This is a genomic window from Photorhabdus sp. RM96S, assembly GCF_042879335.1.
Classification (GTDB): Bacteria; Pseudomonadota; Gammaproteobacteria; order Enterobacterales; family Enterobacteriaceae; genus Photorhabdus; species Photorhabdus kayaii.
In genome coordinates, this window is the sequence record NZ_JBHFKT010000002.1 from 85614 (window position 1) to 104257 (window position 18644).

The window sequence follows — 18644 nt, forward strand, 5'->3', positions numbered from 1 at the left end:
CTTTCAGCTCAGCCAAGAGGTAGGGAACTCGTACTACCCCCATAAGCTCAAGCTCCCTGAATCGCGTGGACCACCAGCTCACAGAGTTTCCCGTACACAGGAGCCAGGCAGAGTGAAGCCATCACCATGCCAAAGGCTTTCGATGGAGCCTCTTTGGCGAACTTGGTCAACCACGGCATCATGCCGCACAGAGCAGCAACCATAGCGCCAGCCATCCCCAGGGAAGGGAATGCCATCACTTGGGCCAGAATGAAGAAACACTGGGCGTATGCCGCATAGGTCATCGCCTTCTTATCTGCTGCCGTGAACTCCACGGCATCTACGCTTTTGACTTTTTCCATCACATTGTCCTCATGCAACATCAGGTTTTCCGAAAAATCTCTCATACACTTCGAGGTCGAAGGCCAGTATGGTCTTTGCTGCCTTTTCACTAAGCTGGTGGAGGCTAAGCATCTGAACCTTATCAGTGCCGGTCACTTGCAGGTCCACTGCGAACCACATCCCACCTTTGGTTACGGCCAGAACTTGCACCGCCCAGAGCTTGTCGAACGCAATGACGTTCAACGCTTCAAACGCATCCTTCGCAGCTCTAAACCGGCTCCGGACAGCATCTTGTTGCTTCCAAGCCATGAACTGGAGAAGGGTCATTCCACCAGCCATAAGGGTGATAAAACTCAAACCATTGGCGGCAGCTACGACAGTCGCTACCAAGGACCCCAACATGACGAAGCGGTTATGTTTAAGCTGGGCCACTATTCACCTCCTATACCAACCAGCGTACAGGACTTTTCAAAAATGCAACCCCGCCTAGCTGCCCAATTCGGGCAACCCTAATTCAATCCAGAACTTTCACATGTGAAACTTTCCGCCACAGGAACAGGAGGGTTTTACCTGACCAGAACGGATGGATTGGTAGCGGTGCCACAGCTTGACCACTTCTTTTTCGCTGAGAAGGTTTGTCTTGATGTAACGGACTCTATCCCCGTCCGCTGTCTCAACAACGGTTCGGACATAGCCGTACTTGGCAACGGGTGCCTTGTACTTGTGTGACAGAATTACCCGGTAAACCGAGAGCTGGATAATGTCCGACTCATAGATGTGGTTTACCTGGCGTAGCTTGGTGTCCAAGGGAATGAGAACCCCATTCTTGGTTTGGTACACCTGGTCAACCCTGCCGTGCATGGGCACCGGCTGTGTGGTTGATACGTCCTGTTCGGACAAAAACAGAGTGGCCGAGCGCAGCTCATAAGGCATGTTCTCTGATTTCCACCACGCCCAGGTGTCTCCAATGCCGCGTTTGCGCCACTGGTCCACTTTCGCAATGACGAAAGGGGCGATGATCAGGACGAATATCCAGAGAACTGCCTTCATGACTACCTCCGGCCCCTAAACCACTCAGGATGATTGGATACATCCATGTTCTTAACCTGTGATGAGAAGACCAGTACCTCTTGGGTCGTCAGGACGGTCTCAGGAGCCCGAGCGATGAAAGGTCTCAGCAATCCAGAACCTGCGTAGATATTGATGACCATGTGCAATCGCTCTGTTGCTCCAGACACTCTCCGCCAGCTCCGGTAGGTTTCTGTTGATTTGGTATAACCAACCAAGGCAGGAGCCAGCGTGTCGGAGGTAAGGTGAAGAGGCAGCTTTATCGTGTCGAAGTCAGCCTGCTTGATAGTGAACAGACGGATGTGATCGTTGCGGTAGTCACGTACATAGATGACATGACTCTCAAATGGGTTGGAGTGGTTAAAGGCATCCATACCCTAGCCAGCAGCCTCAAGATGTGCGTTTGACACTGACTTGTCGTAATCAAATTCCACGCTATTACTCTCCGTCTTGTCGTTCAGGAACTTTCACATGTGAAAGTTTTCCGTCGGTCATGATGTCCAGGACAGCTTTGCCCAGCCTCATCCCTTTATGGTTTTGAACCGGGTCTCCCTTGTAGAAGAATCCTGGTTCGTTATCGGGATGGAATACCCCGTGAGGAATGTTGTCGTGATCGCCAAGCCACATACGTAGCCTTAGATCCACCAGCCACCCATCATCCAGGACAACCCAGAAATGCGGTGTCACGATGTCCTTGGTATGTTCGTTTCGCACAAAGCCATACATGCAGTCGTGCGGGACACCCGCTTCATTCAGTAGGTGGCTTACCGCCCATGTCATGTTGTCACATTCCATCTGGCAGTCATCCAAGGTCATAAGGACAGCTTCCAGTTCCCGGTGCCACTCCGTCATCTGCTTGGCCGCAGGTTTCACCACCAGCTCGTTTTTGTTTTCTGCCAAGATGATGTCATCCTCATCAATATTGCATTCGTCTATCGCTTCCGAACGGATGGATACGGCCTCATCCCAGTCATCGCTCGATCCGAGAATGCTCCAACCCTCAAGGCCATAATTCACCCATACGATGAACCGCTTTATCGTTTTCATGTGCGGCCCCCTTTAACCGTGCAACGTTCCCACATACTCACCCCTTCAAACTGTAACCCCACCAAAAGACCACTTATTGATGATTTTCAATCAACAGCGGTAGGTTGTTCCTGAGCTAACCTCACTGAAAAACCACCTTTAGATTGCTTTCTGGTGCTTATCAAGTTCTCCTGAGTGATTAGTCGTTCTGAAAACTTTACTTTTCATAGTATCATTTTATAATACTACAATATATAAAAACAACCCAGTAAAGTAAAAAGAGCGACTTATGTTTAGACGAGGAAACCAAGGAGATTTGTTCGATGACCTAGTGGTGGTGCCATCCCTGGAGTCGGTCCTTACCGGCATATCCTCCAATCAGCTTTGTGACGATAGAACAACGTACTTTTCAGCCCCGGATGTGGACTTGAGTTTGTACGACCACATCATTGTTTGCCTATCCGGAGGGAAGGACTCGATAGCTGCGTATTTGCGGCTGGTGGACATAGGTGTTGATAAGTCAAAAGTGGAGTTCTGACACCATGATGTTGATGGTCAGGAGGGCAGTTCGCTTATGGATTGGGCTTTCATGCACGATTACTGCCGTCAGCTCGGGGAGGAATTGGGTATCCCAATGTACTTCTCGTGGCTTGAGGGCGGTTTTGAGGGCGAAATGCTCAAGGAGAACACCTACAGCCACCCCCATCGTGTAGAAACGCCTGAGGGGCTTCTAGTGCTGCCTAGAGACCATAATCGCTCTAAGCCTGGTACACGTCTTCGTTTTCCCCAACAGTCGCCGTCACTGCAAACAAGGTGGTGTTCATCGGCCTTGAAGATTGATGTTGGCCGCAGAGCTCTTAATAACCAAGATCGCTTCAAAGGGAAGAAGATCCTTTTTATCACTGGTGAGCGCCGGGAGGAAAGTGCAAACAGATCCAAGTACAACCAGCTTGAGGCTCACGCCTGTGACAGAAGATATGGGAAGACTGCACGGTTAGTGGATGCTTGGAGGCCAGTTCTTCATTGGACTGAGGAGGAGGTGTGGGAAGTGATTGAGCGTCACCGCATCCTGGCTCCAGTTCCTTATTGCCTTGGTTGGAGCCGGTCGTCGTGCATGACCTGCATCTACAACTCACAGCGCATCTGGTCCACGATCCGTCACTACTGGCCTGATAGAGCTGGGAAAATTGCTCAGTATGAGCAAACCTTTGGTGTGACGGTATCAAGAAAAAAAATCGACGTCATAGATTTAGGTTCTACTGTTTCGCCGATACAGATTAGTGATGTTGAGGCATTGGAGCAGGTATCCAGAGAAGATTATACGCTCCCGATCTTTGTGCCAGAGGGGCAAAAGTGGGTTCTCCCTGGTGGCGCATTTGGCCGAGAGTCCTGTGGTTCTGATTGATTTGTGCAGAGGTTGCAATGTTGGATTTTGTTCTTTTGGTGTTTGTGGGTTTGGCATTGGTAGGCTCGCATTACTGGGGATGCAGTATGGTTTCCTGAGTGAGTCTATCCTGAGGGAACATGCTCTTATCTCTGTGGTGGTAGTGCTGCTTTGCGGACTTGGTTCGTTGCGTTTCAGTGGATCGTTCGAAGGATCTCTGGAAGATCGGTCAGTGTCATTTCCGCTATCAAAGCTGTGATGTACGAGTCTGGTTACTTTGTTCTGTGGATGCTCGTATTGTTGGTGATACTCGTCCTGTTCGGCCTTATATGTGAGACTTTTTTCTAAGAAAACAATGTTGATTGTTTTCTGTTCAACGATCATAAGGATAAATATAAAGATCTTTAGATCTTTGTATAAAGGATTAAAAGCGGTTAAAGACAGGTTAGCCGCTCTAAAAAGTACCTTAACCCACTGACAATGTTATCTTTTCCTGTTTTATTCCGTGCAACGAACCCACATAGTTACGTGCAGTGTTCCCATAGGTTGTCGTGCAACGCTCCCACATGCCTTTGGATCTTATCCACCGTTATCCACACGGAACCCCTTTTTTTTCCACAAAATCTTTGAAAAACAGAGGTTCGTGTAGAGTTCCCATATATCCGCTCTTGCGTTCGTGCAATAGACCCATATGTTTGATGTGAAACGTGCAGTTGTCCCACATATTATCTTCTAGCGTGCAATGCACCCACATATCAAAATCTGGTCGTTTTTTGTACCGTGCGGCGAACCCACATGTGACCGTGCAATGTACCCACATATCAAACTCCTGTTTATGCACAGGAAATGTGGATAACTTTTGGCCTATTTTTGTGTGCGCGTGATCACTTTTTGGGCTGTTGGGGTTATTTTGTGGGTGTCAATCTTTGTTCTGCTTTGTCAATCGTGCAGATAACCCACATATCAAGATGCCCTATGCTAACTTTCGTGCAACGATCCCATATATCAAACCTTATAACGCGCAGGTTTCCCACACCCTCAACCCTTGATTATCAATGTCTTACGTGTACGGACTGAGCGCTGAGTGGGCTATCCTCACGTAATCAGAGCTTCGCTTGCACACTACATGCACTTCGTTTTCGATTATCGTGCAACGATCCCACATATATAGCTCCAGCCCTCTCTGTATCTGGGCTCCAGTTCGCAGCATCTGTGCAGCTCACCCATATAGGAGGTATGCCGTTTCTGGCCTAACACGTATCCGCGCTTCAAGTGCTTTCTCCTGGCATGAAAAAAGGCGCTTACGCGCCTCTCTGTTCTAGCCCTGGGGGTTAGGAGCTGCTGATGACTACCTCTCCTTGCGCTGGCGCTCATCAATGATGTCGTGGTCGATCATGCCTTGCTTGATGGCTCTCTGTTCTGTTTGCTGCTTACGCTTGTTGGATGCCATCACTTGCTTCACAAAGTTCTCATGAGGCCTTATGACGTAACGCACGTCTATTACTTTGCGGCCATCCTTAATCTGGTTCGCGTCGTAGTCGCTTATGACCTCTTGTTTGATAAGGGCCTCCAGCGCGAGTTTCATTGCCCTGACGTTTTCTGGCATTCGAGGGCTTAACTCACGAGGGCTTTGAGTCAGAAAGCTGATAAGCGAAGGGGTGTATGGCGAATCTGGGGATGCTTGAGTCCAGTAGTGACTCATTCTCTTGTAGATGTACCGGGCGAGAGGGGAGCGGATTTGCATTCCGATCTTGTAGTTGTACTGACGAAACGACAAATTCATGATCGATTCGTTGACCAGCGGATTGAACTGTACGTAGCACCTGGCGTTACCGCCTTTCTTGCGGAACTCACCTCTGGTGGTCAAGCCTACCATCGGGAAGAAGCTGGAGCTGATGAAGGCTTCACCGTCATTACTGATACATTCGAGTGTTGCGCCGCGACAAACTTGAATCGCTTCCTTGATCTCGTTCAGGTTGTAACCGTGACCCATCTTCGACAGTTCTTTCTGGAGTTCGTACAGAGTGAACATAACTCCAGCTTTGCCCTCGATCATGTGCCCTTTGCCGTTCACCGCGAGCTTGCGTAGCGCGTCCTCAAGGATTTCCTCTCGCTGTCCTGCATAGATCAGAACGGTTCTCCCGTCATCTTTCTCGATGATGGCTGGTTTCACTTTTACCGTGAATTGCTGACCTCTGATTGTGCATTGTCGCGTCACTACAGCGTTAGAAAGATCTTCGTGCTCTCTCTTTTGGTCCCAGATGTACTTGGGCAGCGCATCGTAAATTTCGATAGTGTTGGAGTAGTCGTCTTTTTTGGCCGGAGATTCAATGATCTCAAACAGGCTCATTTGTGGTGAGTCTTTGATTACGTCGAGTTTCTCCAGGTCTTTGTCTTTGGTTCTCTTGCTCATGATTGTTCCGTCGATACTATCTAGCTGGTGGTCCATGCCGCCAGCAGTGTCAATACTCCCGCCGCTACCGTTGCTGCAAACACTAGCTGGTAGATGCGACGCTTAGCCCCCGCAGCACTGTTCATGAAGCGCAGGGCAGCAGCCTCATACCGGAAATGGGCGAACTCACCCCGTAGAGTGTTATCAGTCCCCTGTGGCGATTGTGGGCGTTTTGACAGGGCAGGGCGAGGATGGTTGGCGACTTTCCTGATCATCGCTTCACATTTCCCCAGCTTCGCCAGTTCGGTAGCCGCTACAGATGCTGTCATGTTGTCACACCTCGTCGTTGTGTGTCTTGTTTAGAAGCCGCTCATACTCGTTGAGCGCTCTGCGGATTTTGGCTAATGCTGTCGCTCTTTGTCTTAACGCAGCATACCTGCCCTCTACTTGCTGGATCAGTTCTTGTGCCCAAGCTGGCTCTTTCTTGAAATGAGACATGCTATAAGCGTGTCCGCGACCCTTCTTGATGTGTGTCGATAGAACCCTTTTCTTTTGGCCGGGTACTTGCTCAACAAATCTGTTGCGATACCACTCTGCTACGAGTGATACGCCGAGTATGCGAACCCTTGTACCGACGCGCCCTTGTTCGTCCTCTGACGCTTCTTCACGCGCAGATTTGTGTGCGCTCCAGTACATATCCGCTTCCTGCTGCGCTTCGACAGCAAGAACCGCTAAGGCGTGATCCAGTTTGCTACGTACCTGTGCAACAAAGTCACGACCTTCTGTTTCTAGCAGATCCTCTGTTATCTCGGATCGTTCATCTTCGAGCTTAGGATCTAGCAGATCTAACCATCGTTCCATTGGTAGACTCACCTCACAACCCTCCCAATTCCTATCCAATTCCTATCCACATGACTATTTATCTGGAATTTAACGCTGATCATTCCATTACTGGAATCTAAATTTGTTACTAGGCTACCCCATCTTTGGAATTTGTCAAATATCCCTCTATCTATCTGGAATCTTGCCTAAACGTTTCTGTGGTGTGATTTATAGTTGTGAATTTTCAGCCAAAGATTCCAAATATATTGGATAACGGATGCTAGATTCCGAAAAACTCTTTCACTCCAAACTGTAGTGGTGGACGGAAAGCGGCTTTTGATTGAGATAGAGTTCCGTGGCTCTGGATCTATCCGTGCAGCGTTCCCATAGGTTTCTTCGACAACCGATCAAAAAGCCATCGAAAAGCAACCTAAACGCCCCTTTTGGGCAACTACAGAGGCTATCTGGTAGCGCCTTTAACTTTATTCTCTCTCCATCACAAGCAAAACAATCTAAAAGCAATCTCTGGAGGATTTCATGAATCAATTTGTTCTGGGTTTGGACATTGGCTACTCCAACCTGAAAATAGTAATGGGTCATAAAGGCGGGGAAGCTCGCACTATTGTTATGCCTGTCGGGGCTGGCCCACTGGATCTAATGCCACAGCAGTTAACTGGTGGTGCTGGGACCAGTATTCAGGTTGTTATTGATGGGGAGAAATGGGTTGCCGGTGTTGAACCGGAGCGCCTACAAGGATGGGAACGCGAACTTCACGGTGACTACCCTTCGACTAATCCGTACAAAGCGCTGTTTTACGCAGCACTCCTAATGTCTGAGCAGAAGGAAATTGATGTACTGGTGACAGGCCTCCCAGTAAATCAGTACATGGAAGTCGAACGCAGAGAAGCATTGAAAGCGAGACTGGAAGGTGAGCATCAGATCACTCCAAAACGCACGGTGTCAGTTAAATCTGTCGTTGTTGTGCCTCAGCCTGCTGGCGCTTACATGGACGTTGTTAGCTCAACCAAAGACCAAGATCTGCTCGAAATCATCCAGGGAGGGAAAACCGTAGTGATTGACCCAGGATTTTTCTCCGTGGACTGGGTAGCGCTTGAAGAAGGAGAAGTCCGTTACCACTCATCGGGAACTAGCCTCAAGGCTATGTCGGTACTGTTGCAGGAAACGGATAGGTTTATCCAGGAGGATCATGGTGGCGCTCCTGGCATTGAGAAAATCGAGAAAGCCATCCGCGCCGGGAAAAGCGAAATTTTTCTCTACGGTGAGAAAGTGTCAATCCAAGACTACTTCAAGAAAGCATCGGCCAAAGTAGCTCAAAATGCACTGGTGCCTATGCGTAAGTCGATGCGCGAGGACGGGATGGATGCTGACGTAGTTCTACTTGCTGGTGGTGGTGCTGAGGCATACCGTGATGCGGCCAAGGAACTCTTCCCTAAGAGCAAAATTGTACTGCCGAACGAATCTGTGGCTTCCAATGCCAGGGGCTTCTGGTTCTGCGGCTGATAAATAGGAGGTCGCGGTGTCTGTTAGCAAATGGGATGGAAAAATATCTAATCTGAATATATCAGAGCAGGCTTTTCCAGAGCTATATCGTGAACTGTCCCAAATGCAGCATAAGGCGCGTAGTGATCGGCTACGCGCCCTTGCTCTATTGGGTCTTTATTCTCTTCGATTTTCTGGCAACATTGGTTCTTTTGAGCAACAGAGTTCAGAGCGTCAACCTGCATTGGTTCAACCCGAGCCGGAGCGATTGGATGATAAGCTGAACTCTCAGCGCGATTCACTTAAAGGAAAACTGTTGGGCTCCGTATGACATGAAAGACCACGAGGAGTTCTCTACGCTATCAGCGGCTGAGCGTAGAGAGTTAATAATCGCAGAATTAAAGCGAAAAAGCCGCATAAGAACCCTGTTGCGAGGTCTCCCACTGGATGAAGTTAGGGAGATCATAGACAGAATGAAAGGTGTACTTAATGAACTGGAGGAAGAGTACAAAAAACGAGAAGAAGAAGAGCGAGAAAAGCGAGCTCAGGCCGAAAGGATAATGAGCGACATGGAATCTTGCGGCGTGGACATCAGCCTTCTCAACGAGATGTTCACAAGCAAATCAGAACCTGATAATGCTAAATATTCAAAAGACGGGGTATCTTGGAGTGGTCAAGGGCGTCGTCCAGATGCTTTCAAGGGGCTTGGTGCGGTCGAGTTAGAGCGCTACCGGATACCTCAGAAGAAGTAAAAAAAATGAGCGCCGCAAGGTTGAGGCGCTCATCTTTCGGTGAAAATGTCATAGTTTACTCAAGCACACTCTTTCTCCCCACCACCATGCCTTCCTTGTTCTTTGCAGAACGGACATTCAACGCAGGTTCTTTGATTAACTGAGGTGAAGTACGTGCATTTGCAATTATCGCACTCCTCCAGCATTGCATCTCCACTTCGCAGCTCCGAAGCAAGACACCATGCGTCAGTAATATCGAACGGAGCCCATCGAGCGCCTTTCATACCTGGTACTTCTTTGCGGATTGCGTGGTACATCCTGAAAGCCTTATTTAAGGCTTTGATGTTCACTGAACGCAACACAGCGTCACCACCAATGTTGAAGTAGAGTTGCATTAGAAGAGATGCCTGAATCTTGGATGTGTGACTATGAATAAGAGTCGCACCACCCCTGAACGTCCTGGATTTTCGTTCCAAGGTGTATCCATCTCTCTCCAGATCCTGATAAAGCCGTCGCACCTGTTTGTAGGTCAAGCCGGTCTCGATCATGATGATTTTTGTGATGTATCCGGCGAGAGCCATGTGCCTGGCTGTGACCCAGCGACCCAATGTTCCAGAGTTGCCAATGTTCATCTCCACCTCCCACGTCCCTGTAGAGACTGTTGTAGTTTTTTCAAAACTGGGTGAGTTACTTCTTCACGGCTCTCATCAAGTATTTCTTCAATGATGCTCGGAGCAAAACGGAGCGAGAAGTGCGTCACCGTTGTTCCAGACATGTGACGCAATTGACTGTCTGTTGCCTTGGCAACTAGCTCTGCAAGTTCTCTCGAAACCCCGAATACCTCTTTAGCCATCTCAGGGTCTCTTGAGGCAACTCGGTTAAATAGCAACCAGTAAGCAGCATCAAACTCATCGACGTTGTGGTTGATAAACACAACCGGATCGTAGGCCCCAGATAGCCTCGTAATGATGTTCTGCTTTGCCGTTTCGAGCTTGAAAGAAATTAATACACCAGAGGCAAGAGCTTCTAATTGAGGGGATGTCGCCAGTGACAACTGGCGAACAGTACCCATGCTCAAAGAAAATTGAGAGGCCGCATCCTCTGGACGTTCTTTTGCCAGAGTACATAGCAAGTTCCACAGAGTCAGATCGAACTCGTAGACATTTCTATCTGCTTGCTCTTGATCAAGGTTGACAGCTCTGACGTCCCACGCCCCAATAATATCCAGTTCCAACATCTCGCCCCTCACAGATCACGAAGGTTGCGATAGATAGCCAGAATTCGGCTACCGTAATTTCTGGCGCGGATTTCGTCTTCCCAGGCATGATAACGACCAATGCCTAGCTCCAAGTCATTTGGAGATGACTTAATAGCCTCCGACAGCACTTCCGCCCCGACCATGACGTTAGTTTCGGGGTCAAGAAGATCTGCCGGTGAAGAAACTCTGTGACCATTCCAACGAATATTCACTTGCATGAAACCGACATCAATGGCACGACCATACTCCTGCTGAAATTCAACCAGCTTAGCTTTCGCTTGGTCTTCCGACTTCGCATAGAAAGGCAGTCCCGGTACGCGCAGCGTCCACGGCCAGGGACTTATTGCTCCATCACCTCTACCAGAGGCGGATTCGGCCAATGCGACTGAATACACCAGAAGAGGGTCGAGGTTGTGGGCTTTCGCCGCTTTGTCGAAGACTGTCCCACTCAGGTCAATAGCATTCGCTATTGACGTCAGGAAAGCCGCAGACAGAGCCAATGCCTTGGCTGTGTTTTTCATTAGCTTGCCTCCTTATGTCTGAGTGGTATCTCGTGAACTACGTCATACCGCTCCGGCCAAATTTCAGACGGCTTCATGCCTAAAGCTGTAGCTATCTCATGCTCCCAACGAGGGCTGGGCTTGTAGAGAGCTGTAGACACCACCTGCCGAGATGTTTTGTGTTTTCTGCCCAATGCGGCCAGAGAAAGTCCTTGGATCTTGAGTTTGTACTTGATCCATTCGCGTTTTTTCTCTGGGTCGCTTGGGATGTCTATCACTTGGCATTTATCCATTGTTGTTGCCACCCCTTAAACTGCGTTTTTGCCCATACAAAAAGTGAGTTATTCAATGAACGCTTTTAGAGTTTCTCTATTGTCACAAACTGACATATTTTGCGCCTTTATAAGCCCAATATATGATGCTGTCAACAATAAAAATCCTTTAAAAACATACACTTAACTTTGTATCGACGGAGCAAAGTTACAATACTGTTAGTAATCAATGGGATACGGATATTTTTGCAATGGCAATTAGAAAGTGCGCCAAAGGAATGGCGTAAATAGCGCACTGCGGGTGCGTTATTTTGAGATATTTAATAGCGTTTAGGTATAAGTGATTTTTGGGATACAGCGAGGGCTGAAATTGCGAATACAGCAAGAGCTGAGGAGGGTAGGGTAGGCAAAGGCACTCCCCAACCACACAAGGATGATGGTGTTAACTGGATGAGATATTTGGAAAAGAAAACTCTGCGAAGATGCAGATGGGAACCAGAGCGTTAGCAATGGCCTATTCCATAGTGTATGCGATCTGTTTGACATGTTCAACTATGTAATGCTTTGTCAACAAATGCCGTGTTCCGTAAGGGGAAAACTTTCACATGTGAAAGTTTCAGAGAGAATTCTAGTTATAAAAATTGGCAATGGAATACTTGTTCAACAAAAAATAGTCAAAATTTCACAGTTGCATATTTTGATGCCGTGGTAAACTAGAGGTAATGAGTGAGGGGGGTGGTATGAAACATGTGATCAATATTCTACTTTTGGGGATGGTTCTTCTTGGGATAGCCATGATGGCTGATACCACTTGGGGGCTTGGTGTGGCGCTTGCTCCTTTTGCTGTGTGGGGTTCTCGTTTCCTGTTCTTCATTCACAAAAGTCCTTGGGCTGCTGTAGTTTTTTGGGGCGGAGTCGCCTACTTCCAATGGCAAGTTGCTTTGGCTGTCGGGATTCTGTTTGGACTATCATGCTTCATTCGCTCTGCTCGGTCAGCGTATAAAGAGGCACCGCCTATTCGACGTAGGAAGAAACACGCTGGTGGATTTCAAGATTCTTATGACTTTGACCAACGATACCATATTGGAGCTGGAGACGAATAAGGGGGCCATGAGGCCCCCTTATTATTGGATTGTTTTTTAGAACCGCTGATTTGCTATGTTGTACCCCCTCACGGCAGTTAAATAACTCCCTGAACGATCTCCGGCATCCGTCGAGTTCTGCAATACGTTTACCAATTTGTCTGTAAACTCCTCATTTTGCTGGGAAAGAATAGGCTGACCCCCTTCCATCATTGGTGAACCATCCGGATTGCGTTCTGCATACTCCATCTTTAGGTTCTGAACAGCCTGATTCATGCGGCCTTCATTTGTATCAAACGATTCAGCATAAACAGCGGATTGAGCTTGGGTAAGCCCATAGCGGCTTTGAGCGATAGATTGCATCGTCTCTTTAAACTCATCACCGTACTGGTTCATGAACTGTTGTGCTGCTCCACCACCGGCCTCTGCGGCAGAAGATAGAGCTGCTGCATAGAACGCTCCGCGCTCCTCAAGGCTCATACCTTTAGCTGCTTCCGATAGGTCAGATTTCCCAGTTAGCCATTCTTTAGCTGCATCGTAACCGCTTGCAGCGGCGCCCATGACGTTACGACCTAGTTTAGCCATGCCAACCATCGCGTCACCGGCCCAACCGAACTCTTCTTGAACAGCTTGGTCTCCTCGTTGAGTTGCCGCGATGAACTGGTCGCGTTGCTCAGGTGTCATTGTTCTCATTTGATCCATTGCTTTAGAAAAGACGTCAGCGCCAGCTTGACCTCCGGCGATAAGAGCTCCACCAGCTTGCTCAGCTCTACGTCCCATCCAGTCTGAGGAGTTATCCCAGGCCCCCCATCCCGAAGCGCTCCAAGACATTTCAGGTAAAGAGTTCATAAGATTGTCCTGCGCTTTTTTAAGTCCAGGGGCTGACACATTCCGTTCTGTTTGCTGCGCTTTATTGTCAAGAGCTGCTGTCCCAGCAGTATGTTCATTTTGAACAAGAGGGCTATTTGTTGGCAACTGACCTGCTTCTGATGCCGGATTGGTTCCTGCCATACCGGCAACATTCTCACGGAATCCAGTTGGGATGCTGGGACCACTGCCAACAGCTCCTTGAACCTGCCCTGATAACCCTTGAATATTCGGTCCCTCAATACCGTTATTTCCGTAGGCGTCACCACTAAACGCACCATTACGACCTGATGCGGTGTTTATCGCTTGTAGCGCGGCTTGATACCCTCCGAGTTCCTTGCCTTGTTCGTAGTTTTTGGAGTTGGTCATGGCTGTCATACGCGCTGCTGCCTGTGCCACTTGAGGTGACATTCCATAAGCCTGGTATCTTTGCTGTAGAGACGCCGCCTCGTCTTTAACAGACTGTGGTGCGGCATTACGGAAATAGTCGTTCAGTTGGTTCATGGCCGCAGGGGTTTGCGCTACCGCACCACCAAGAGTTTTAAAGTCGGTGTTAGTCATAGAGCCCATTTGGTTCTGGAGTTGGCTCATTGTAGTGAAGGTATCTGATGCGGACACCAACTCAGAGGCCGACTTAGACAGGTTCTGGGACAGGTTATCTCCCCATGTTTGCTTAAATGATTCACTACCAGAATGGCTGAAACCTTGAGCCAGTTGGTTCGTCAACGCTTGACTGTCGGTTTGCGAGTAGCTCACACCTTTCATAAACTGGGACACATCACTCGCTGACCAGCTTGAAGAGTCTTGAGTTGAGGACTCTGTTGCTCCCTTGGCCTGTGCTTTGATGTCGAGGACATCACTACCACCTGATTCTCCACCGCCACCAGCCGGAACAAGAGCCGTACTACTGGATTTAACTCCAGCAGCGGCCTTCATTGCTGCTCTGGCTTTGCCAACCATAGGCATAAGCATGGATGCAGCTTCATCCACATCGAGAGTGCCCATAGCCTGCATCGCAAAAGCACCTTTGACAGCATCAGAGTGGCTATCATCCACCTGAAACTTATCCATGAAATTCTTGGCTTGCTGGTTGATCAGTTGACTCTGAGCTGTGTTTTGGGACGAAACATTGCGCCCAACATTGGAGAGTCTCGAATAGGCTTGGTCCTGACTTACTCCATCAGAAAAACCTCTACCCAGAGTGCTCTGGAATGCTTCAGACTTCTGACTTTGTAACGCCTGTGCAGAACTAACTCCTGACGCCAAAGTGGAGCCAAGCGAGAAAGTGCTGATCATGCTTTCTACGCCGTTTGCAATCGCGCCACTGAACTGGTTGTGATTGTAAGCTGGCTGACTTTGCATAACCGGACCTTGCTTGAGTAGATCTGGAGTTTGCATCTTTTCGTCAACGTGGTCAGAACCACTGATTCTCGATGCCAAACTGGTGAAAGCGTAGGTACTACCTGTAACGATGAACAGAGAAATCACCGGGGTGGCTGCTGCCAACATCCCGCCTGTTGCTATCCAGTGTTGCAGCACATCTCCGGTTGAAGATAGTGCGTACATGGAGTTGAGACCACCAGCGCTGAGGCTAGACATCTCATTAGACGCTGCGGTATGAACAAAAAGGTTGATGATCGAGAGAACCGGCATCCATAGCTGAATCCAGAGGATGGTTTGTACATATTTACCGGCTAACTGGAGACCGAAGCTACCCATCACGACGATAAAGGCAATGATCGGGGTGATAGCGTAAATGAAGCCCTCAAAGAAAGTCAGCATTGGGCGGACAACGGTCATGAACATCGACTGCTCTGCGGCCCATTGCGTGTTCCGTTGCTGAATAGCTTGGTTGATCATCAGTGCAGAGCCATAGTCCTGGAGATCCTGATAACGTCCCGCTGCGGCTTCGTAATAGAGAGGCTCAAGAACGGCGGCTTTCAGGTAGTCGATTGATGATGTTGTAGTGGCTCCCATAGCTTGAAGAGAATCAGTCAGCTTCGTTAGGGCGTTATCGCCGGTTGATGTGTCTATGCCAAGCAAGCTGTTCAGGGCATCAACAACAACTGGACTGCTCAGGTTGGCAGTGGCAGTGCTAATTGCTACCCATCCGTCTGTACAGGTGTAGTCTGTCCCATCTGGGTTTGAAGTAGACAAATACAACCGAGTACCGTAGAGCTGCGAGTTGAAACGCAAAGCTGAATCGGTCGAGCGGTTCATTAACTCATCAAGGGACATGAGGTTGAGATCGACTTTAGTCAACGTGCATTCCCTGATGTAGTTGTTCCAAGAGCGTCTCACGTCAACGTAGCCGCCGCCATTTGCTGAGTTAAGAGCGGTGAATACCCCGGTGTCATAGGCTCGCCTTCTGACGTCGTTAAGCAGTTTCAACGTTTCGGAGAAATGGCTTTCCGTAACATTAGGGACGATCACGCCATACCCGGTTTCAAACAAATTGGTGATGGTGTATCCCACGTTGGATATGACGCCACCAGCAAAACCGACACCAATAGGTACATTGGCTACGACCCGAACTTGCCCAGTGTAAGCGTCCTCGATAGTCACTGTTGTAGTAGGGCCGAAGAAACAGGCATAAAGAATCCAACCAACCAAAACTTGTTGGAAGTTGATTTGCTTTGCGCCTTGAAAGACAGACTGAATACAGATCATTAAGACCCCGAGAAGGAGGCCAATATTGACCATCTTCTCGAAGTCTCCTGTGCCGGTGATCATTGATACTGCAATCAGAATTTGCTCCAGAAAGGCAGAGTCACCGATAGAGTAGATTGAAAAAGCTCCCATTCCAATGGCCCCTTAGTTCGTGCTAGGAGGATTGGACAAAGTTGCCAGCATGTATTTTTGCTTGCGGATGTTGTCCAGTAGGTTGTTGTATTTCTCAATCTGGCTTGAAAGATCGCCGTATTGAGAGGCCAGAATTGTGTATTCAGCGCGGATCTGCTGTTGTGATTGCGCCAACAGCTCCAGAGCCTCTTTCTTATAGGGTGACTTGCTGTTAGCCATCGCAATACGAGCTGCACGGAAGAACTCCTCCGAGAAGCTATACATCATCGTTAGGGCTATTGCGCCTGACGACTCGGTGGCGAACAGGCTGGCGCCGTCTTGTGAAAGAACAGACAAATTACGAACAATGGTGCCTATCCCGCCAGGGAGGTTAGAAACAAAGGCTTTTTCTGGGTCGGTTAAGGTTCCAGAGTTCGTTGCGTATTTGTAGATAACACCCGGCGTAGAACTGGTGCCCAGCAGCATGTCGGTGATCTGGTTCTTGATCCCTTTAAGCACTACAGTTTTATTGGTTGTCCCTGCACTCAAACAGTTGGTCGTATCACCATCACAGGAATAGATTTCAACGGAACCTCCTGAAATAAGGTCTGATAAGGTGATCTTGTTGCCTGGCAGAGTTGTCAGTGGTGTCGTTTTCGCACCCGAGCCGGTTGAGTTGGGGTCGTTTACCAGATCACCAATGATTACTGTGCCGGTTAAAGACATGATCGCTTCAAGCAGGGTGTTATCCCCGTACTGGAACCAAGTGTTGGCGTTGTTGCTCTTTAGTTGCTTCCAGACAATGTTGCCAATCATCTTGTTGTATTCATCCGGCTTGTTGGCTTTCAGTTCCTCCAACGGGCTCTTACCGCTGGTTTCCTGCTTGGACCCGAAAAAGTCTTCATAGAGGCCGGAAGTCGTAGCGGTGATAGAGGCGTCAGTTTTGTGTTTAACGTCCATGCTGCTGGTCAGGTCGTTAACGATCCCTTGAGCGAGCTGACAGGAATTTCCCAGATGTTGATTGAGTGCCTGGACCTTCTTCTGGAAGTTTTCTATCCATTTAGCCCCATCCGGAAAAACGTTATCCAGTGCAAGTTGGAAGGCATAACCTTTGGCGTTGGCTGCTACGGCGCGAAGGAGCTGGACAATTTGGTCGGCATTAATAAAGGAAAGTGACCCACCGAACAGATCAACACCACCACAACCGGCTTTCCATGATGGAGGGGCAAAGCTGACCAGGTTCTCATCAAAGATGCGGGTTTTGGCAGTGAATCTACCACCAGCTAAGACACCACGCCGTTGGCTTTCATAAACACCAGGAGGTGTTGCATTGCTCATTTCGTTGAACAGCTTGTCCATCTGAGACTGGAGGCCGTTTGCGGCTATTGCCTCTGTTGGAGCCATGAAGAGGCTGGCAGCCACACTCAGGGCAAGCAGGCTCCTTTTTACTGTCTTGTGCGTGACCATCTTAGTTCTCCTGTAATTTGTCCCGGATGTACTTCATAAGTTGCTCCGGTGGTACAAAGTTGTTTTTGTCTCCGCTCGCTTGTGATAGCTGTTTGAGGTCTGAGCCCAGCTCTGGTGAGGCCAAGCGTTCGGCTATGTTGTTTTCGAGGTTGAGCACCGGACGTGTGCGATTGAACTCTTCGTCAGTTACCCAACCGTTCCGTTTTGCTGCTACCAAGATCCTGTGGTTGAGCTCTGGAAGAGACATTGGTCCTTGTCCTATAGGTGCAAACTCACCGTCTGGGGATGCGAGGTAAACAGCAGGGAAAGTCACGATGCCAAGTTGTTTGGCATGGCCTTCATCGGTTTTGTAATGAGGGAAAAGGCCGCTGGGGAGCGGCTTGCCATCCATCGAGACAGGAATGATCGAAAAGCCTTCTCCCTGTTCCAGCATCTTGATGAGCGGTGCTTGCAAGTCGCTGTAGTCGTCGTCCGATTTGTAGAAGAAAAATATCCCCACGCGGTCGGCAACACTTTTGAGCAGCATATTTTTAGCGTTGCCAGCATCTCGGTCCACTTGCTGCGAAGCAAATGTGGCCGCAGGGCGTCTGGTGATTTCATCCAAAAAAGGATCACCGACAACGGCCAGCTCGGTTGCGTCGGAGAATTGTTCCGAACGATCTATCGCAAATCGCTGCAAGTAGAGGAACGTCCTGACGTTTTCAACTGTCGGGTCGTTCCAAGCCAAATCTTTGTACTTGGGTAAGTTCTCTCGGAACCATTCAGCCGAAAACATTTCCGGAGCGCTTGGTTGCGGATCGGTAGGCTTCGTAGGAACTGGCTTGGCTTCTGCCACCGGCTTCGGCTTAGGTTTTTCAGGTTTTTTCTCTGGTTCTTTTGGCTCTTCTTTGTACCAGAACCAGCCCTCTTCTTTTCGCTCATAGAAACCTGATCTCGTTCCATCTTGAGCCCAGGCCTGATGTGATGCTCCCAGCGTGAGCGCTGCTAGGAGCAGTAAGTTCAAAGGTGATTTTTTCATAGTCTCACGCACGTATTTTCCCATGTTCGATATGGTAGAGGTGGGAGGCGTGAAATTAGGCAGGTGTAAGCGCCCATTTAGGGCGCTTAGAGCGTTTTATTGTCATCCTTAAACCACCTCCTAGGGAGGTGGTGATTGTCCCTGTGAGGCTCTAG

At 48.9% G+C, this 18644-nt stretch carries 20 protein-coding genes and 1 pseudogene; 6 read left to right on the forward strand and 15 right to left on the reverse strand.

The genetic code is table 11. From position 1 onward, the window contains the following. Positions 1-47: 47 nt before the first annotated feature. The 5 genes from ACGF49_RS01685 to ACGF49_RS01705 all read right to left on the reverse strand — a co-directional run bounded on the left by ACGF49_RS01685 (position 48) and on the right by ACGF49_RS01705 (position 2436). Positions 48-362: a hypothetical protein gene (locus tag ACGF49_RS01685; RefSeq protein ID WP_387489159.1), complete on the reverse strand. Its 315-nt coding sequence runs from the start codon at positions 360-362 to the stop codon at positions 48-50. Then, positions 352-753: a hypothetical protein gene (locus ACGF49_RS01690; protein WP_387489162.1), complete on the reverse strand. Its 402-nt coding sequence runs from the start codon at positions 751-753 to the stop codon at positions 352-354. The genes ACGF49_RS01685 and ACGF49_RS01690 overlap by 11 nt, the downstream gene beginning before the upstream one ends. A 96-nt stretch (positions 754-849) precedes the next feature. Further along, the gene (locus ACGF49_RS01695) at positions 850-1371 is read right to left on the reverse strand and encodes a hypothetical protein (RefSeq protein WP_387489165.1); all 522 of its coding nucleotides are present in this window, start codon (positions 1369-1371) and stop codon (positions 850-852) included. A 2-nt stretch (positions 1372-1373) separates the two neighbouring features. Beyond that, entirely contained in the window at positions 1374-1763 is a 390-nt protein-coding gene (locus ACGF49_RS01700) for a hypothetical protein (protein WP_387489167.1), read from the reverse strand. Between the two features lie 64 nt (positions 1764-1827). Next, on the reverse strand, positions 1828-2436 hold the full coding sequence (locus ACGF49_RS01705; protein ID WP_387489169.1) for a hypothetical protein: 609 nt from the start codon (positions 2434-2436) through the stop codon (positions 1828-1830). A gap of 268 nt (positions 2437-2704) precedes the next feature. Here ACGF49_RS01705 and ACGF49_RS01710 point away from each other — a divergent pair. Both ACGF49_RS01710 and ACGF49_RS01715 read left to right on the forward strand, forming a co-directional pair. Then, positions 2705-3820: pseudogene (locus tag ACGF49_RS01710) on the forward strand (phosphoadenosine phosphosulfate reductase family protein). After that, a complete protein-coding gene (locus ACGF49_RS01715) occupies positions 3792-4058 on the forward strand; it encodes a hypothetical protein (RefSeq protein WP_387489172.1) in 267 nt (88 codons plus the stop codon). The pseudogene ACGF49_RS01710 and the gene ACGF49_RS01715 overlap by 29 nt, the downstream one beginning before the upstream one ends. 1089 nt (positions 4059-5147) lie before the next feature. Here the strand turns inward: ACGF49_RS01715 and ACGF49_RS01720 are convergent. The 3 genes from ACGF49_RS01720 to mobI are packed head-to-tail and all read right to left on the reverse strand — an operon-like array spanning position 5148 to position 7052. After that, on the reverse strand, positions 5148-6212 hold the full coding sequence (locus ACGF49_RS01720) for a plasmid replication protein (protein ID WP_387489175.1): 1065 nt from the start codon (positions 6210-6212) through the stop codon (positions 5148-5150). A 20-nt stretch (positions 6213-6232) separates the two neighbouring features. After that, on the reverse strand, positions 6233-6520 hold the full coding sequence (locus tag ACGF49_RS01725; protein WP_036813050.1) for a hypothetical protein: 288 nt from the start codon (positions 6518-6520) through the stop codon (positions 6233-6235). A 4-nt stretch (positions 6521-6524) separates the two neighbouring features. Further along, positions 6525-7052 (reverse strand): conjugative transfer protein MobI(A/C), encoded by a 528-nt coding sequence (mobI, locus tag ACGF49_RS01730; protein ID WP_387489178.1) that lies wholly within the window; start codon positions 7050-7052, stop codon positions 6525-6527. A 498-nt stretch (positions 7053-7550) separates the two neighbouring features. Here mobI and ACGF49_RS01735 point away from each other — a divergent pair, with 498 nt between their 5' ends. From ACGF49_RS01735 to ACGF49_RS01745, 3 genes are read left to right on the forward strand one after another with little or no spacing between them, the layout of a single operon-like run. Continuing rightward, on the forward strand, positions 7551-8534 hold the full coding sequence (locus ACGF49_RS01735; protein ID WP_036813047.1) for a ParM/StbA family protein: 984 nt from the start codon (positions 7551-7553) through the stop codon (positions 8532-8534). Positions 8535-8550: 16 nt separating this feature from the next. Then, complete coding sequence (locus tag ACGF49_RS01740; RefSeq protein ID WP_036813044.1) at positions 8551-8844, forward strand: hypothetical protein; 294 nt, start codon at positions 8551-8553, stop codon at positions 8842-8844. 1 nt (position 8845) lies between these two features. Continuing rightward, positions 8846-9265, forward strand: coding sequence for an H-NS family nucleoid-associated regulatory protein (locus tag ACGF49_RS01745; RefSeq protein ID WP_036813041.1), 420 nt, complete (start codon positions 8846-8848; stop codon positions 9263-9265). 59 nt (positions 9266-9324) lie between these two features. On the opposite strand, the gene ACGF49_RS01750 is transcribed toward ACGF49_RS01745, so the two are convergent. From ACGF49_RS01750 to ACGF49_RS01765, 4 genes are read right to left on the reverse strand one after another with little or no spacing between them, the layout of a single operon-like run. Then, positions 9325-9876 carry a FlhC family transcriptional regulator gene (locus ACGF49_RS01750; protein ID WP_036813039.1) on the reverse strand — a complete coding sequence of 184 codons (552 nt, stop codon included), beginning with the start codon at positions 9874-9876 and terminating at the stop codon, positions 9325-9327. Further along, positions 9873-10481, reverse strand: a complete 609-nt coding sequence (locus ACGF49_RS01755; RefSeq protein WP_036813036.1) for a flagellar transcriptional regulator FlhD — start codon at positions 10479-10481, stop codon at positions 9873-9875. Before ACGF49_RS01755 ends, ACGF49_RS01750 begins: the two co-directional genes overlap by 4 nt. 8 nt (positions 10482-10489) lie before the next feature. Further along, on the reverse strand, positions 10490-11023 hold the full coding sequence (locus ACGF49_RS01760; protein ID WP_387489184.1) for a transglycosylase SLT domain-containing protein: 534 nt from the start codon (positions 11021-11023) through the stop codon (positions 10490-10492). Next, positions 11023-11295 (reverse strand): transcriptional regulator, encoded by a 273-nt coding sequence (locus tag ACGF49_RS01765; RefSeq protein ID WP_387489186.1) that lies wholly within the window; start codon positions 11293-11295, stop codon positions 11023-11025. The genes ACGF49_RS01760 and ACGF49_RS01765 overlap by 1 nt, the downstream gene beginning before the upstream one ends. 719 nt (positions 11296-12014) lie before the next feature. Here ACGF49_RS01765 and ACGF49_RS01770 point away from each other — a divergent pair. Further along, a complete protein-coding gene (locus ACGF49_RS01770) occupies positions 12015-12377 on the forward strand; it encodes a hypothetical protein (protein ID WP_036813031.1) in 363 nt (120 codons plus the stop codon). 36 nt (positions 12378-12413) lie between these two features. Here ACGF49_RS01770 and ACGF49_RS01775 read toward each other — a convergent pair whose 3' ends face one another. From ACGF49_RS01775 to traF, 3 genes are read right to left on the reverse strand one after another with little or no spacing between them, the layout of a single operon-like run. Then, positions 12414-16025, reverse strand: a complete 3612-nt coding sequence (locus tag ACGF49_RS01775) for a conjugal transfer protein TraG N-terminal domain-containing protein (protein ID WP_387489189.1) — start codon at positions 16023-16025, stop codon at positions 12414-12416. Positions 16026-16037: 12 nt separating this feature from the next. After that, on the reverse strand, positions 16038-17471 hold the full coding sequence (locus ACGF49_RS01780) for a conjugal transfer protein TraH (RefSeq protein WP_387489192.1): 1434 nt from the start codon (positions 17469-17471) through the stop codon (positions 16038-16040). A gap of 1 nt (position 17472) precedes the next feature. Continuing rightward, on the reverse strand, positions 17473-18489 hold the full coding sequence (gene traF, locus ACGF49_RS01785; protein ID WP_387489195.1) for a conjugal transfer protein TraF: 1017 nt from the start codon (positions 18487-18489) through the stop codon (positions 17473-17475). Positions 18490-18644 lie beyond the last annotated feature (155 nt).